The organism is Streptomyces sp. NPDC012794, from assembly GCF_042901085.1.
Taxonomy (GTDB): Bacteria; Actinomycetota; Actinomycetes; order Streptomycetales; family Streptomycetaceae; genus Streptomyces.
The window spans coordinates 139,984-154,168 of sequence record NZ_JBIBCI010000016.1; the positions used below are offsets into that span (position 1 = coordinate 139,984).

Here is a 14,185-nt window from a genome sequence, read left to right on the forward strand (position 1 = left end):
CTGGTACACAGGTGGTATGCGAGCTGTGGTGCAGAGGGTGGACGGCGCGAGCGTCGTCGTGGCCGGCGAGACGGTCGGCGAGATCGTCGGCGAGGGCGTGTGCGTACTGGTGGGGGTGACCCACGACGACACTCCGGAGAAGGCGGAGCTGCTGGCGCGCAAGCTCTGGTCCGTACGGATCCTGGAGGGGGAGAAGTCCTGCAGCGACGTGGACGCGCCGCTGCTGGTGATCTCCCAGTTCACGCTGTACGGGGACGCGCGCAAGGGCCGTCGCCCCACGTGGAACGCGGCCGCGCCCGGACCGGTGGCGGAGCCGCTGGTCGACGAGGTCGTGGCGCGGCTGCGGGCGCTGGGCGCGACGGTGGCGACGGGCCGGTTCGGCGCGGACATGCGGGTCTCGCTGACGAACCACGGCCCGTTCACCCTCGTCATCGACATCTGAGCGGCACCTGACCGGCAGGCCCCGGACCCCTTACGGGGCTACGACGACCTCCTGCGCGGCAGCCGTGTTCCCGGCCAGCAGCGGGGCGTCGACCGGAACGTTCCGCTTGACCAGCGCGAGCGCGATCGGGCCGAGCTCGTGGTGGCGCACGGCGGTGGTGACGAAGCCGAGCTGGCGCCCGTCCTCCCCGTCCGAGGCGAGCCGTACGGGCGTCCCGTGCGCCGGGAGCAGCACCTCGGAGCCGTCCAGGTGCAGGAAGACCAGGCGGCGCGGGGGCTTGCCCAGGTTGTGGACGCGGGCGACGGTCTCCTGGCCCCGGTAGCAGCCCTTCTGCAGGTGCACGGCGGTGCCGATCCAGCCCAGCTCGTGCGGGATGGTGCGGTGGTCGGTCTCCAGGCCGACGCGCGGCCGGTGGGCCTCGACGCGCAGGGCCTCGTAGGCGAGGAGCCCGGCGGCGGGGCCGTGGGCGGCGGCGAAGGCCTCCAGCTCGGCGCGGGGCAGGAAGACGTCACGGCCGTGCGCGGTCTCGCGTACGACGTGCTCCTTGGCGACCTCGGCGATCGAGCCGGCCGGGAGGTGGACCACGGCGAAGTCGTCGGTGCGGTCGGCGACCTCGACGCGGTAGAAGAACTTCATCGACTCCAGGTAGCCGAGGAGCGCCTCCCGGGTGCCGGGCTCCACGTGCGCCCAGACCGTCTCGCCGTCGTCGACGAGGTAGAGGGCGTGCTCGATGTGCCCGTGGGCGGAGAGGATCAGTGCCTCGGTGGCCCGTCCGGCGGGCAGGTCGCTCATGTGCTGGGTGAGCAGCAGGTGCAGCCAGCTCAGCCGGTCCGCTCCGGTGACGGTGACGACCCCGCGGTGGGAGAGGTCGACGAAGCCGCGGCCGTCTGCGAGGGAGCGCTGTTCGCCGTAGAGCTCTCCGTAGTGGGCGGCGACGCCCTCGTCGATGCCTTCGGCCGCTACGGCGCCGGGGAGATGGAGCAAGGGGCTGCTGGTCATGCCACCAGCCTACGACCCGCTACGCGGTGCCCGTCTGGCGCCCGGCCGCCGCGCACTTCTTGCACAGCCCGAAGATCGCGAAGTGCTTCATGTCGGTCTCGAACCCGAAGGTGGTGCGCAGCTTCGCGGTGAACTCGTCGGCGATGTCCACGTCGGCCTCGATGACGCCGGTGCATTCGCGGCAGACGAGGTGGATGTGGTGGTGCCGGTCGGCGAGGTGGTAGGTGGGGGCCCCGTGGCCGAGGTGGGCGTGGGAGACCAGTCCGAGCTCCTCCAGGAGCTCCAGGGTCCGGTAGACGGTGGAGATGTTCACCCCGGAGGCGGTCTTGCGGACCTCCACGAGGATCTCGTCGGGGCTGGCGTGCTCCAGGGCGTCGACCGCCTCGAGCACGAGCTGGCGCTGCGGCGTCAGCCGGTAGCCGCGCTGCCGCAGGTCACTCTTCCAGTCGGTGGTCACCACCCGGCCAGTGTAAGCGCGGAAAGGGGACCGCGGTCAGCCCGCGGTCCCCTTTCCCCCTGCCCGTGCCGGGTGCGTCGCTCAGCGGAAGAAGGCGATGCCGTCCTCGGGGAGCTCCGGGAGGTTGCGCGCCATGTCGGCGATCTCCTCCGGGGTGACGACCTTCTTGAGCTGGGCCGACATGTAGGGGCGCAGCTCGACGTCGGGGGTGGCCTTCTCGCCGACCCACATGAGGTCGCTCTTCACGTAGCCGTAGAGGCGCTTGCCGCCGCTGTACGGGCCGGACGCGGCCGTACGCGCCACCGCGTCGGTGACCAGGTCGATCTGGGGCTTCTGGTCGGCGAGCTCGCCGTACCAGACCTCGACGACACCCTGGTCGCGCACCATGACGATCTCGACCTTGCGGTCCTTGTCGATGCGCCAGTAGCCCGACTCGGACTCCAGCGGGCGCACCTTGTTGCCCTCGCCGTCGAGCACCCAGGTGTGGGAGGTGTACTCCAGGAAGTCCCGGCCGTCGTGGCTGAAGACGACTTCCTGGCCGAAGTTGCACTTCTCCTCACCGGGGAAGTCGAAGACGCCCGCGCCTTCCCAGTTGCCGAGGAGGAAGGCGAGGGGGACGAGGCCCGGGTTCAGGTCGGACGGGATCTGGATCATGTTTGGCTGCTCAGGCGATCTGTGGGAGGGGTTCCGGTGCGGTCGGCTGCGCGGACGCTCAGCGCTGACCCTGGTACAGCTTCTTGACGGCCAGGACGGTGAAGGCGAGTACGCCGACGCAGACCAGGACCAGCAGGGAGGTGAAGACTGCCTCAAGCACGGGGTGCTCCTCGGAGGTTTCGGTGCGGGTGGACGGGCCGGTCCCCAAGCCTACTGGCCCGGGGACCGGCGCACGCTGTGAGGTGGGCCGTACCGCTCAGTGGAGGAGCTGGTCCTGGAGCATCACCGTCTGGTGGAAGGGGACGGCGGCCACCTTGCCCTTGCGGGTCTGGAGGACGACGGCCTGGACGTCGCCGCCCTTGACGCAGCCGGCCTTCAGGTCCTCGTCGCCGACCGGCGCGGCTTCGGCGAAGAGGGAGACGTCCGCGAGGTCGGGCGGGTTCTGGTCGTTCTTGACCTTGCTCCAGTCGCTGTCGCCCTCGATGCGGTTGACGCCATTGAGGTTCATCTTGATGCCGCAGCCCTCGAAGGCGTCGACGAAGCCGGAGGAGTGAAAGCGCAGCAGGTAGATGCGGGTGCGGGTGCCGTCGGGCATGGTCCAGCCGCGGGCCGCGATCTGGCGCAGGCCGTCGTCCGTGAAGCCCTGCTTCATCTTGGGGCGGGTGGTGGGCTCGTACTCCTCCAGGAAGGTGTCGACGGACACCGCCTGGTCCTTCTCGAGCTTCAGCCCGGTGTCGGGAGTGGAGCCCCCGGGCGCGGGGAGCAGGAGCTGGGGCAGGGCGGCGTAGTGGATGCCGTCCTTGTTGTCCATGGCGAAGGGCTGGGCGGCGCCGGGGGGCAGGGTGGGCTTGGCGAGTGCCGGGTAGGCCCATCGGCCGTCGTTCCGGGTGGACAGGCCCGGCAGGTCGGTGCGCTCCGCCTGGGTGATCCCGTACGCCGCTCCGGTGCCGGCGGCGGCGAAGGTGAGGACGGCGGCGTTCCAGCGCAGTGCGGCGAAGAGCTTGCGCCGCTCCTGCGGGGCGGGCGGCGCGGGGGTCTCGACGGCCGGTGCACCGGGAGTTTCCGGGGCGTCGGCGGTGGTCTGCTCGGTCACACGGACTCCCCGGGGGACTTCAGGTGCTTCAGCTGGTTCTGGAAGAACTTGACGGCGTCGCCGGACGCGAAGGGCTGGGGGCCGTAGGCGCGGAAGCCGACCAGGATGTCGCCCTCGATCGCCACGCACTCCATCGAGTCGATCCTGTCCTTCTGTTCGGCGTTGCCGAGGGTGACCACGGCGCACTTCGCATCGGGGAACCCGTCCACCTTCGGGGTCTCGCGCCCCTCCGAGACGGCGTCCATGAGCTTCTTGGAGATCTCGGACGTCTTGGTCAAGGACTGGGGGGCGGCCTGCATCAGGCGCACCTCCATGACCGACCGGCCCATGACCTCGGCGTAGCTGCGGCCGGCCAGTCCCTTGAGCTCGAGGTCGGCGAGGGCGTCGTCGCGCTTCTTGCGCTGGGTGTCGGAGAGGCCCTTGCGGGCGTCCTTGAAGCCCTGGACCGCCTCGTCGCCGGAGACGAAGAAGTCGTTGCCGTACCCCGCGAGGTCCGGGCCGGAGGTGTGGCTGCCCGGTACGGGCAGCAGCTTGCCCTTCAGCGTGTTGGGCGGAACGGACTCCGGCGTCCGGGGTCCGCGCGGGCTGACGCCCTCGGCGCTCCAGTAGCGGGTGGGCGCGGCCCGGTCGGCTCCGCCGAGCGCCAGGGCGCCGGCGATTCCGCCGGCCGCCAGGAGGGCGACGGTGATGCCTGCGGCGACGTAGGCACCGGTCCGGCGGCGTCGGGGGACGGCGGTCGCCGCGGGGGCAGTGCCGGGAGCGGGGGCTGTGCCGGTGTCCGTGCCGGGAGCGGTGTCGTTCAGCGGCTCGGTCACAGTCGCTCCAGCTGGCGCTTGGCCAGGTCGATGAGGTCGCTCTCCGCGATCCTGCGGCGGTCGTCGTGGTAGCTGATGTCGAGGACGATGTCGCCCTTGCGGGCGAGGGCCCGGGCGATCCGCACGTTCCCCTGGGGCTCGGAGTGCACCCAGACGTGGCCGAGGCCCGGAGCCGTCCCCGGAATGGCCACCCCCTGGTTGCCCGCGTACTCCGCGTTCGCCATGTACGACGCGTGGTCGGCCTGGTACTCGTCCGCTCCGGCGCGATCGTGGAACTGCAACAGCCTGACCTCGGCCACCACATGGCCGTCGGACCACACGGCGGAGGCGACGCGCCGGATCTTCCTCTCGGCCAGGTCGGCCAGTGCGCCGCCGGGCTCCTGGAAAAAACCCGCCACGAAGACGTCCAGGCCCTCGTAGCCGCTGCGCAGGAGCTTCGTCCCGTCCGGCGCGGGCAGCAGCATCGCCGCCAGGTCGTCGTCGGTCTTGTGCCAGCGGTTGGCGTTGATCGTCTTCGCCGTCGTCGCGTCGTCCGGCGCCAGCGGCTTCGGAGAGTCCAGCTTCTGCTGCGCCAGGGGCGGCAGGGGCGTGGGCGGGCGGTGGTACTGGACCGCGTAGCCCGTGACGGTGCCGACGGCTGCGCCCAGTGCCAGGGCCGCGGCGAGCAGGGGCCAGGTACGCCCGCGGCGGCGCGGGGTGGAATCAGGCGGAACGGGCACGGGCGGAATTACCGCGTCAACCGGCTTTATTTCCGGCACGCCCGGGTCCCGGTTTTCGATTTCCAAAATGGGGTCCCCCACAGGACTGGAGCCGCGGGATCGTTCGCCCGCGCACATCCAAGACACCCTGGTGCGGGGACCCGTTGTACGCATCTTTATTACGTTCTTATATAGGCGCGTTCTAGTCCCCCGGGCGCCGTTTTCCGTCCAGTTCGTCCCACCACTCGTCGGACTTCGGATCGCCCGAGGGGTCGTCCCACCAGCGCTCGTCCGGCCCCCGCCGGTTCGCCACCACCGCCGCGACCGGCGGAATGACCATGGCGACCACGCACAGCGCCACCGCCGCCTCGACCGAGATCAGGCGCACGAAGGACCAGGCGGAGACGAAGAGGAAAAGGCATCCGCCCATCAGCAGGAAATAGGCCCGCCGGCGCCGCGCGTACATGTCTCCAGCGTAGGCCCGGACGCGGACGGCGCGAAGGGCCGCACCCCGTTCCAGTGGCGTCCAACCCCCTGGGGTGCGGCCCTTCGGCCGGTTCGGCTGTCGGTCCGGGTATCAGACCGCGATGGCGACGTCCGTCACGCCGCCGGCCTCGGCGACCACGACGGCGCGGTCGGCCTGGGCACCCGGGACGAGCGCCCGCAGCGTCCAGGAGCCCGTGGCCGCGTAGAAGCGGAACTGACCGGTCGCGGAGGTGGGGACCTCGGCGGTGAACTCGCCGGTCGAGTCCAGCAGGCGGACGTAGCCGCTGATGGGCTCACCGTCCTTGGTCACCTGGCCCTGGATCGCGGTCTCACCGGGCTTCAGCGTCGCGAGGTCGGGCCCGCCGATCTGTGCTCCACACATGTTCTCTGTCCTGTCCTGGAGAAGTTCTGCTGCTACGGGGACGGGCGTCGCGTGCCCGGCCGGATTACTTGTTGGGGCCGAGCTCGATCGGCACGCCGACGAGCGAGCCGTACTCGGTCCAGGAGCCGTCGTAGTTCTTGACGTTCTCCTGGCCCAGGAGCTCGTGCAGCACGAACCACGTGAGCGCGGAGCGCTCGCCGATGCGGCAGTAGGCGATGGTGTCCTTCGCGAGGTCGACCTGCTCGGCCTGGTAGAGGGCGGTCAGCTCCTCGTCGGACTTGAAGGTGCCGTCGTCGTTGGCGTTCTTCGACCACGGGATGTTGCGGGCGCTCGGCACGTGGCCGGGGCGCTGCGACTGCTCCTGCGGGAGGTGCGCCGGGGCGAGCAGCTTGCCGGAGAACTCGTCGGGCGAGCGGACGTCGACCAGGTTCAGGGAGCCGATCGCGGCGACGACGTCGTCGCGGAAGGCGCGGATCGAGGTGTCCTGCGGCTTGGCCTTGTACTGGGTGGCCGGGCGGTTCGGGACGTCCTTGCCGTCGACCAGGTCGCGGGAGTCGAGCTCCCACTTCTTGCGGCCGCCGTCGAGGAGGCGGACGTCCTGGTGGCCGTAGAGCTTGAAGTACCAGTAGGCGTAGGACGCGAACCAGTTGTTGTTGCCGCCGTAGAGGACGACGGTGTCGTCGTTGGAGATGCCCTTGGCGGAGAGGAGCTTCTCGAAGCCCTCCTGGTCCACGAAGTCACGGCGGACCGGGTCCTGGAGGTCCTGCTTCCAGTCGATCCGGACGGCGTTGGTGATGTGGTTCTTGTCGTACGCGGACGTGTCCTCGTCCACCTCGACGATCACGACGTTGGCGTCGTTCAGGTGGGCCTCGACCCAGTCGGCGTCTACGAGGACGTCGCTGCGGCTCATGGTGTTCTCCTCCGGGGCAGTTGCGGCGGGGCCGTGCTGGGGCTGCTGCGAGCGGGCTGTGCTGGTGCGTGGCTTTCCGGGTGCGGCTCTCCGGCCCTGCGCGGGGAGGCGTCAGGGGGCGGGAGGCTGGTGCGCGGCGGTGCGGTCACGCGGGATGAAGGGCCGTCGGTCCGGCCGGCGGAGCGGAAGGCTCACACCTCACATGGAGCGACAGAGCATGGCGGCGACGCGACACAGGTCTACTGCCCGCCGCTTCGTGAGGTCCGCCTGCTGATGCTTCATAGCCATGGATCGTAGGGACGAACGGGCCACCCTGTCACCGGCGTGTCATATACCGAGACAGGATCGTCCGCATAACGGGATGAGAAAGCCCCGGACGGCCGTCGTACGGCCTTCCGGGGCTGTCCTTGCGGCCCGTCCTCCTGCGGATCGGACCGCGCCGTCTCACGATCCGGCCAGGGACACGTCCGATCCGCTCAGCGTGAGGTGGACGCCGGACTCGTCCGAGGTCAGCGACGCGAGCTTGAGCCCGGCCGGCAGGCCGTCGTCGATGCGGCGGTCGAAGTCGGTCCGCTTGCGCACGACGCCCTCGATCCCCGGGATCCCCTCGCCCGGCACGGAGTCCGCGCGCACCCGGACGACCTTGGAGTTGCCGGAGTCCACCAGGGCGACGGTCGACACCACGCTGCGGGTGACCGTCCTGCCGAGGAAGTCCACGGTCGCGGTGACCTTCACCTTGTTCGGCGCCCCGCCGTAGGTGAGGACCACACCGTTCTGGGAGGCCTTGGTGAGGTCCTCGTACGTGATCAGGGCCGTGCCCTCGGCCCGCGCGGCGGTGCCGCCGCTGTAGCTGCCGTTGAGCTTCACCTCGCGGAACGAGGCCTTCAGCTCCGAGAGCCGCGTCTTGCGGCCGTCGGCGGTGACGTCGACGCCCGCCACCTTCAGATCGACCTGGTCCAGGTCGTGGCTGAGCGCCTGGGTCAGGAAGGGGAAGCCGTGGATCTCCACCTCGGCGCTCCCCGCGAGGCCCTGCTGGGCCTGGACGCGATCGGCCAGCCGGTCCTCGGCATAGCCGACCGCCCAGCGGTCGACGCCCACGAACAGCCCTCCCAGCACCACGCCGATGATCACCACGACACGTAGGAAACGCACGTGCCCCTCCCCCTGCTAGTCAGTACGTGCGTTCTAGTGGACCATGACCGGCCGTGAGGGCGGGATCAGCGGCGGGGCTCCCCGGGCCCCGGTGTCAGCCGACGACCCGGCCCATGAGGTACACGGCCGGAGCCGCCGCGGCCAGCGGCAGCGCGACACCGGCCGTCATGTGGACGAACTTGGACGGGTAGTCGTACGCGGCCACGCGCAGCCCGATCAGGGCGCACACCCCGGCCGCGAGGCCCACCAGCGCCCCGCCGGCGCCGAGCCCGGTCAGCCCGCCGACCGCGATGCCCGCACCGGCCGCCGCGGCCAGCGACACGCCGACGGACGGCGCGGTGGGCAGCGGCAGGGCCCGCGCGAACACCGCGACCGCGACGGCGACGGCACCGGTGGTCACCGGCTCCCGGTCCGCCGCGAGGAAGCCCGCGCACACGATGGCCAGCGCGGCGGAGGCCACCGACGCCATCAGCCCGTACATCCGCTCGTCCGGGTCCGCCTGGCTGCGCAGCTGGAGCACCAGCGTCAGCAGCACCCAGGCCCCGAGGGTGCCGATGATCGCGCCGGGGCCGTACGTACGGTCCACCGCGAGCACCGCGCCGTCGGCGACGAGGGCTCCCGCGAAGGCCAGGACGATGCCCTGACGGGCCGGCCACATGCCGTTGAGGCGGAACCAGCCGGCCGCGGTGAGCCCCTGGAGGGCGATCAGCGGAACGAGCAGCGCCCACTGGCCGAGCGCCGCGGCACCGGCCATCAGGAGCCCCAGGGCGGCGGTCAGTATGGCCGACTGCGGCCCGGGGTCGATGATCGGCGACCGGCCCTCGGCGCGGGCCTGGGCGGGGTCGACGGCGCGCAGGGTGTTGCCGCCGAGGGTCGGCGGCGAGTACTCGGCGGACGGACCGGGCTGCGGCCGGCGCTCCGGCTCGGGCTCGGGCTCCGCCGGCACGGGCGGCAGGTACGCCGTCTGCGCGGCGGCGTCGTCGGAGAAGGCCCCGGCGGGCCAGGCACCGGACGCGGCACCCCGCTCCCGGACCGGCGGGAGGTACGCGGTCTGCTCGGCGGCGGAGCCGGGGGCGGGAGCGGCCTGGGGCTCGTCCCGGAACCAGCCGTCGGGCACGGCACCCTGCGCCGGCACCGGCGGGAGGTACGCCGTCTGCTCGGCGGCGGATTCGCGGACCGGCGGCAGGTACGCCGTCTGCTCGGCGGCGGATTCGCGGACCGGCGGCAGGTACGCCGTCTGCTCGGCGGCGGATTCACGGACCGGCGGCAGGTACGCCGTCTGCTCGGCGGCGGCGGAGCCCGAGCCGTCGGACCAGGGCGCGACCGGCGCCTGCGGCTGCTGCGGCTGCTCGCCGCGGAACCAGCCGTCGGGGACGGCGGGCTGCTGTTGGTGCTGCTGCGGCTGGTGCTGCGGCTGGTGCTGCGCCGGCACGGGCGGCAGGTACGCCGTCTGCGCGGCGGCGTCGGCCCAGCCGCCCTGCGCGGGAGCCTGCTGCTGCTGGTCGCGGAACCAGCCCTCGGGCACGGAGGGCTGCTGCTGGGGCTGGTGCTGCGGCTGCTGGTGCTGCTGCTGCGCCGGCACCGGCGGCAGGTACGCCGTCTCCGCGGCGGCGGCCGCACCGGCCCCCGTGGCGTCCGGCCACGGCACGGCGCCGCCGGCGCTCTGCCCCCACTGCCCCTGCGGGCCCGGGTCCGGGGCCTGGGCCTGCGCGGCCGGCTGGCCGGGCACCGAGCCCAGCGGCGGGTGCACCGGCTGGTAGCCGGTCTCCCAGGTGTCGGACTGCCAGGTCTGCGTCGCGTACGGATCCTGCTCGGCGGCCTGCTGCTGCCGCTGCCGCTGCTGCTGTTCTTCGGGAGTGCTCATCGGTTTCCGCTCACCCGCCCGCGAACGGCGGGAGCACCTCGACGGTGCCCCCCTCGGTCAGCAGAACGGCATCGTGCGGGCGCTTGCCCACGGGCTCGTCGTTCACGAGGAAGGAGCAGCGCTGCAGGACCCGGGTGAGTTCCCCCGGATGGCGTTCCCGCACGGCGTCGAGCGCCTCGGCCAGTGTGTGCGCCGAGTACGGCTCCTCCGCCGTCTCGGCGGCGGCTTTCGCCGCCGCCCAGTAGCGGATGGTTCCGGTTGCCACTGCAGCTCCTATCGGTCGGCTCCGTCGGCTCTCTACCGTCGGCCTCCATGATGACCCCTCTGGCCCGTCACCACGGCGTGCCTCCACGCGCCGTCCGTGCGCCCGGAGGGGCCGCGAGACGGGTCGGCGGACCTCTCGATCCGGCGAAACCAGGGCATACGCAGGAGGAAGGCGTGGCGCGAACCACAGAATGCGGTGCACGGCAGCCCTCGGCCCCGAAAGGGCCGGTGGGCTATTCTGGCGGGGTAGAGGATCCGGGCAACGTAGCCCCCGGGTCCTTTTGTGCTTTCAGCACGTTGAACGGACCGAGAACAGAGGTATCCATCCGGACCCCAGGGCGCGGGGGACGCGGCGGCTGCCAGGCACGACGTACGAAGCAGTACCACGCACTCCCCCAGCTACCGCTGGGAGGTACCCCCGGGACGGGCCGAGGAGGAACCGACGTGATGGACGAGCGAAGCAAACAGGAGCAAGGCCGCCGGACCAGGGCAGGTGGTCGGGCATGAGCTCTCTCCTCCTGCTGACCAATGCCCTCCAGCCGTCGACCGAGGTGCTGCCCGCACTCGGTCTGCTGCTGCACAACGTCAGGGTGGCCCCCGCCGAGGGCCCGGCCCTGGTGGACACCCCCGGCGCGGACGTGATCCTCGTCGACGGCCGCCGCGACCTGCCGCAGGTGCGGTCGCTGTGCCAGCTGCTGCGGTCCACCGGACCGGGCTGCCCGCTGATCCTCGTCGTCACGGAAGGCGGCCTCGCCGCCGTCACCGCCGACTGGGGCATCGACGACGTACTCCTCGACACCGCCGGCCCCGCCGAGGTGGAGGCACGGCTGCGGCTGGCCACCGGCCGCCAGCAGCTCGGCTCGGACGACTCCCCGATGGAGATCCGCAACGGCGACCTCTCGGTCGACGAGGCGACGTACAGCGCGAAGCTGAAGGGGCGGGTCCTGGACCTCACCTTCAAGGAGTTCGAGCTGTTGAAGTACCTCGCCCAGCACCCGGGCCGGGTCTTCACCCGTGCGCAGCTCCTCCAGGAGGTATGGGGCTACGACTACTTCGGCGGCACCCGCACGGTGGACGTCCACGTACGGCGGCTGCGCGCCAAGCTCGGCCCCGAGCACGAGTCCCTGATCGGTACCGTCCGCAACGTCGGCTACCGCTTCGTCACCCCGGAGAAGGTGGAGCGGGCGGCCGCCGAGGCCGCGGCCCAGGCGGCCGCCAAGCAGGCCCCGGCGCAGGCCGCGGACCGTACGGAGGAAGCCGTCCCCCGTTCGGAGGAAGCTCCTGTGACCATCCCGTCGGCCAAACACCCTGCCCAGAGGTAGGTCACCCCGCGTAGACTTCCGCCCGTGGCCAAGGTGACGCGGGATGACGTAGCGCGACTTGCGGGTACTTCTACCGCCGTCGTGAGCTACGTCATCAACAACGGACCCCGGCCGGTCGCCCCGGCCACGCGCGAGCGTGTACTCGCCGCTATCAAGGACCTGGGCTACCGCCCGGACCGGGTCGCGCAGGCGATGGCGTCCCGCCGCACCGACCTCATAGGCATGATCGTCCCCGATGCCCGCCAACCGTTCTTCGCGGAGATGGCGCACGCGGTCGAGCAGGCCGCGGCCGAGCGCGGAAAGATGGTCCTGGTCGGGAACTCCGACTACCGGGACGAGCGCGAGGTCCACTACCTGCGTGCCTTCCTCGGCATGCGGGTGTCGGGACTGATCCTGGTCAGCCAGGGCATGAGCGAGCGCGCCGCCTCGGAGATCGACGCGTGGGACGCACGGGTGGTGCTGCTGCACGAGCGGCCCGAGGCGATCGACGACGTCGCGGTCGTCACCGACGACATCGGCGGCGCGCAGCTCGCCACCCGGCACCTCCTGGAACACGGGCACGAGTACGTCGCCTGCATCGGCGGCATCGAGAACACCCCCTCCGTCGGCGACCCGGTGGCCGACCACGTCGAGGGCTGGCGCCGGGCCATGCTGGAGGCCGGGCGGTCGGTCGAGGGCCGGCTCATCGAGGCCCCGTACAACCGCTACGACGCGTACCGGGTAGCCCTGGAGGTCCTGGCCCGGCCCGACCGGCCGACGGCGATCTTCTGCGCGACGGACGACCAGGCCATCGGGGTGCTGCGCGCCGCCCGTGAGCTGCGCATCGACGTCCCCGAGCAGCTGGCGGTGGCCGGCTTCGACGACGTCAAGGAGGCGGCCCTCACGGACCCGCCGCTGACGACGATCGCCTCGGACCGCCCGGCGATGGCCCGCGCGGCGGTGGACCTCGTCCTGGACGACGCCCTCCGCGTGGCCGGCTCGCGGCGTGAACGGCTGAAGCAGTTCCCGTCGGCCCTGGTGATCCGCCGCAGCTGCGGCTGCCGGTAGGCCTCTCGGGGCCGGGGGGGCGGTAGCCCCTGGGGCGGTGTCAGGGACGGTTGGGGGGTCTCCCGTCAGTCCCATCGTCCTTCCGTGTCGTGCCGGTCCCTCAAGGGCGCTCACTTCGTTCGCGTCGCTACGCGATGGCCTTCGGCCACCCTTGACCGACCGACCCGCCCCGGAAAGCCGAAAGACTGCCGGGAACCCCCCAAAAGAACGGTCACGGGGCAGGAGAAGGGGAGCAGCTCCCTCAGCGACGAGACGCGGTACGGGGCGTCGGCCCCCTCCCGGATCCGGGCCCCATGCCGACCAGATCCCCCGGCCGAGGACCCGAGCGCGCCAGATCGCTACGCGCTCCTCTGGTCTCGGCGTCCGACGGCCGTCCGGGGCTGATATCCGCACCACATGTTGACCAGAGCAGCATTCCGGGACCGGTGGGCGCGTCAGATCGCTACGCGCTTCTCGCATCTCGGCGTCCGACGGCCGTCTGGGGCTGGTCAAAGGCGGGCTCGACGTTGCCCACGGCCGTGGTGAACTCACGACCGGAGGCGTTGCGGATGTAGGCGAGCTCCATCCAGCGCTCGATACCGGTGTCCGAGACGTTCTCGTTGATCACCGCCATGAGGACGCCCTCGACGCCCGATGCGATGTCGCGGACGCGACGGCGGAGGAGGCGGTGGGGCACGTACTCGTAGCACTCACTCATCGGACGCTCCCTCGAAGCTGCTGACGAAACGCTCCCAGCCGGCCAGCGCCCGGTCGAGCAGTTCCGAGCTCGGCTCGATCGCCGCGACAGCCCTCACCGAGGGGGTGTTGTTGTCGATGCCTGGGAGGCAGGAGTTGCCTGCCGGGCGGACGGGGATCTGACACATGGTGGCCACTCCTCTAAAGAGGCTGAACTCCTGCACTCATGTACATGAGTGACATGAAGAAGAGTGACCCCACTCCTCTACATGAGTCAACCCACCGTGAAGGTGAGCTCACAGCGGGTTGCGTGCGGCAGTGGCTGTCAGCCGGCCGGGATACGGAACTCGAAGACGAACTGGTCAGCTGCCATGAGGGTGTCGCAGACTTCCACGACGCGGCCCGTGTCGGTGACCGCGTTCCTCAGCAGGTGCACCACAGTGGCTCCGGGGCTCAAAGCCAGCTCGGAAGCCTCGGCCTTCGCAGCGGGCCGCGCCTGCAGGGTCTCCACGAACTCGGCGAAGGTGTGGCCGCGCTCTTCGAGGCGGGCATAGATGCCGCCGGCTCCGGGGTTCTCGGCGAAGAGTTCCGGAATGTCGCGCACCACGTCCCAAGGCAGGTAGGACGTCGCGGTTTCCACAGGAGTGCCGTTGCGGAAGTACAAGCGACGGCGCGCGAGCACCTGAGTCCCCGCGTCCACGCCAAGCCGCTGCGCGATTGTCTCCGGCGCCCTGACCGGCCCGATGTAGACGACACTGACCTTCGCGGCGGCCCCGGACTGCTCCGACTCGGCCAGGTAGGCGGCTTTGCCGCCCTGTCGGAGCGAGCGACGGCTCTGGTCCACTTCTTGTGGCCGCGTACGCAGCGTGACTGTTGCTCGTCGTTGGATGGCTGACGAGGTCGCCCGAAAATCGTCCTAACGGGG

At 71.3% G+C, this 14,185-nt stretch carries 18 protein-coding genes and 1 pseudogene; 3 read left to right on the forward strand and 16 right to left on the reverse strand.

The annotated features are described in order from the left end of the window. Positions 1-16 precede the first annotated feature (16 nt). Positions 17-442: a D-aminoacyl-tRNA deacylase gene (gene dtd, locus ACFY7H_RS26430; RefSeq protein WP_388942513.1), complete on the forward strand. Its 426-nt coding sequence runs from the start codon at positions 17-19 to the stop codon at positions 440-442. A 30-nt stretch (positions 443-472) separates the two neighbouring features. Here dtd and ACFY7H_RS26435 read toward each other — a convergent pair whose 3' ends face one another. From ACFY7H_RS26435 to ACFY7H_RS26495, 13 genes are all read right to left on the reverse strand, one after another. Beyond that, on the reverse strand, positions 473-1,441 hold the full coding sequence (locus ACFY7H_RS26435; protein ID WP_388942516.1) for a YgfZ/GcvT domain-containing protein: 969 nt from the start codon (positions 1,439-1,441) through the stop codon (positions 473-475). A 19-nt stretch (positions 1,442-1,460) separates the two neighbouring features. Further along, a complete protein-coding gene (locus ACFY7H_RS26440; RefSeq protein WP_388942519.1) occupies positions 1,461-1,901 on the reverse strand; it encodes a Fur family transcriptional regulator in 441 nt (146 codons plus the stop codon). A gap of 78 nt (positions 1,902-1,979) precedes the next feature. After that, the gene (locus ACFY7H_RS26445) at positions 1,980-2,552 is read right to left on the reverse strand and encodes an FABP family protein (protein WP_388942522.1); all 573 of its coding nucleotides are present in this window, start codon (positions 2,550-2,552) and stop codon (positions 1,980-1,982) included. A gap of 256 nt (positions 2,553-2,808) precedes the next feature. After that, a complete protein-coding gene (locus ACFY7H_RS26450) occupies positions 2,809-3,645 on the reverse strand; it encodes a hypothetical protein (protein WP_388942525.1) in 837 nt (278 codons plus the stop codon). Further along, positions 3,642-4,460 (reverse strand): hypothetical protein, encoded by an 819-nt coding sequence (locus tag ACFY7H_RS26455; RefSeq protein WP_388942528.1) that lies wholly within the window; start codon positions 4,458-4,460, stop codon positions 3,642-3,644. Before ACFY7H_RS26455 ends, ACFY7H_RS26450 begins: the two co-directional genes overlap by 4 nt. Then, entirely contained in the window at positions 4,457-5,179 is a 723-nt protein-coding gene (locus tag ACFY7H_RS26460) for a hypothetical protein (protein WP_388942531.1), read from the reverse strand. Before ACFY7H_RS26460 ends, ACFY7H_RS26455 begins: the two co-directional genes overlap by 4 nt. Before the next feature lie 181 nt (positions 5,180-5,360). Beyond that, complete coding sequence (locus tag ACFY7H_RS26465) at positions 5,361-5,624, reverse strand: DUF3099 domain-containing protein (RefSeq protein ID WP_388942534.1); 264 nt, start codon at positions 5,622-5,624, stop codon at positions 5,361-5,363. Between the two features lie 111 nt (positions 5,625-5,735). Beyond that, positions 5,736-6,026: a DUF1416 domain-containing protein gene (locus ACFY7H_RS26470; RefSeq protein WP_007265476.1), complete on the reverse strand. Its 291-nt coding sequence runs from the start codon at positions 6,024-6,026 to the stop codon at positions 5,736-5,738. 64 nt (positions 6,027-6,090) lie between these two features. Next, positions 6,091-6,936: a sulfurtransferase gene (locus tag ACFY7H_RS26475; protein WP_388942538.1), complete on the reverse strand. Its 846-nt coding sequence runs from the start codon at positions 6,934-6,936 to the stop codon at positions 6,091-6,093. 198 nt (positions 6,937-7,134) lie between these two features. After that, positions 7,135-7,224, reverse strand: coding sequence for an Ms5788A family Cys-rich leader peptide (locus tag ACFY7H_RS26480; protein ID WP_350875872.1), 90 nt, complete (start codon positions 7,222-7,224; stop codon positions 7,135-7,137). A 156-nt stretch (positions 7,225-7,380) separates the two neighbouring features. Continuing rightward, positions 7,381-8,088: a DUF2993 domain-containing protein gene (locus tag ACFY7H_RS26485; protein WP_388942541.1), complete on the reverse strand. Its 708-nt coding sequence runs from the start codon at positions 8,086-8,088 to the stop codon at positions 7,381-7,383. 94 nt (positions 8,089-8,182) lie between these two features. Further along, positions 8,183-9,952, reverse strand: a complete 1,770-nt coding sequence (locus tag ACFY7H_RS26490) for a hypothetical protein (protein ID WP_388942543.1) — start codon at positions 9,950-9,952, stop codon at positions 8,183-8,185. Between the two features lie 10 nt (positions 9,953-9,962). Next, a complete protein-coding gene (locus ACFY7H_RS26495; protein WP_388942545.1) occupies positions 9,963-10,217 on the reverse strand; it encodes a MoaD/ThiS family protein in 255 nt (84 codons plus the stop codon). Between the two features lie 502 nt (positions 10,218-10,719). Between ACFY7H_RS26495 and ACFY7H_RS26500 the strand changes: the two genes are divergently transcribed. Further along, positions 10,720-11,538 (forward strand): winged helix-turn-helix domain-containing protein, encoded by an 819-nt coding sequence (locus tag ACFY7H_RS26500; RefSeq protein WP_388942548.1) that lies wholly within the window; start codon positions 10,720-10,722, stop codon positions 11,536-11,538. A 24-nt stretch (positions 11,539-11,562) separates the two neighbouring features. After that, complete coding sequence (locus tag ACFY7H_RS26505; RefSeq protein ID WP_388942551.1) at positions 11,563-12,585, forward strand: LacI family DNA-binding transcriptional regulator; 1,023 nt, start codon at positions 11,563-11,565, stop codon at positions 12,583-12,585. 442 nt (positions 12,586-13,027) lie between these two features. On the opposite strand, the gene ACFY7H_RS26510 is transcribed toward ACFY7H_RS26505, so the two are convergent. From ACFY7H_RS26510 to ACFY7H_RS26520, 3 genes and pseudogenes are all read right to left on the reverse strand, one after another. Next, the gene (locus ACFY7H_RS26510; RefSeq protein WP_388942554.1) at positions 13,028-13,282 is read right to left on the reverse strand and encodes a hypothetical protein; all 255 of its coding nucleotides are present in this window, start codon (positions 13,280-13,282) and stop codon (positions 13,028-13,030) included. Beyond that, complete coding sequence (locus ACFY7H_RS26515; protein WP_388942557.1) at positions 13,275-13,448, reverse strand: hypothetical protein; 174 nt, start codon at positions 13,446-13,448, stop codon at positions 13,275-13,277. Before ACFY7H_RS26515 ends, ACFY7H_RS26510 begins: the two co-directional genes overlap by 8 nt. A gap of 137 nt (positions 13,449-13,585) precedes the next feature. Continuing rightward, positions 13,586-14,101: pseudogene (locus ACFY7H_RS26520) on the reverse strand (GntR family transcriptional regulator); the annotation flags it as partial. Positions 14,102-14,185 lie beyond the last annotated feature (84 nt).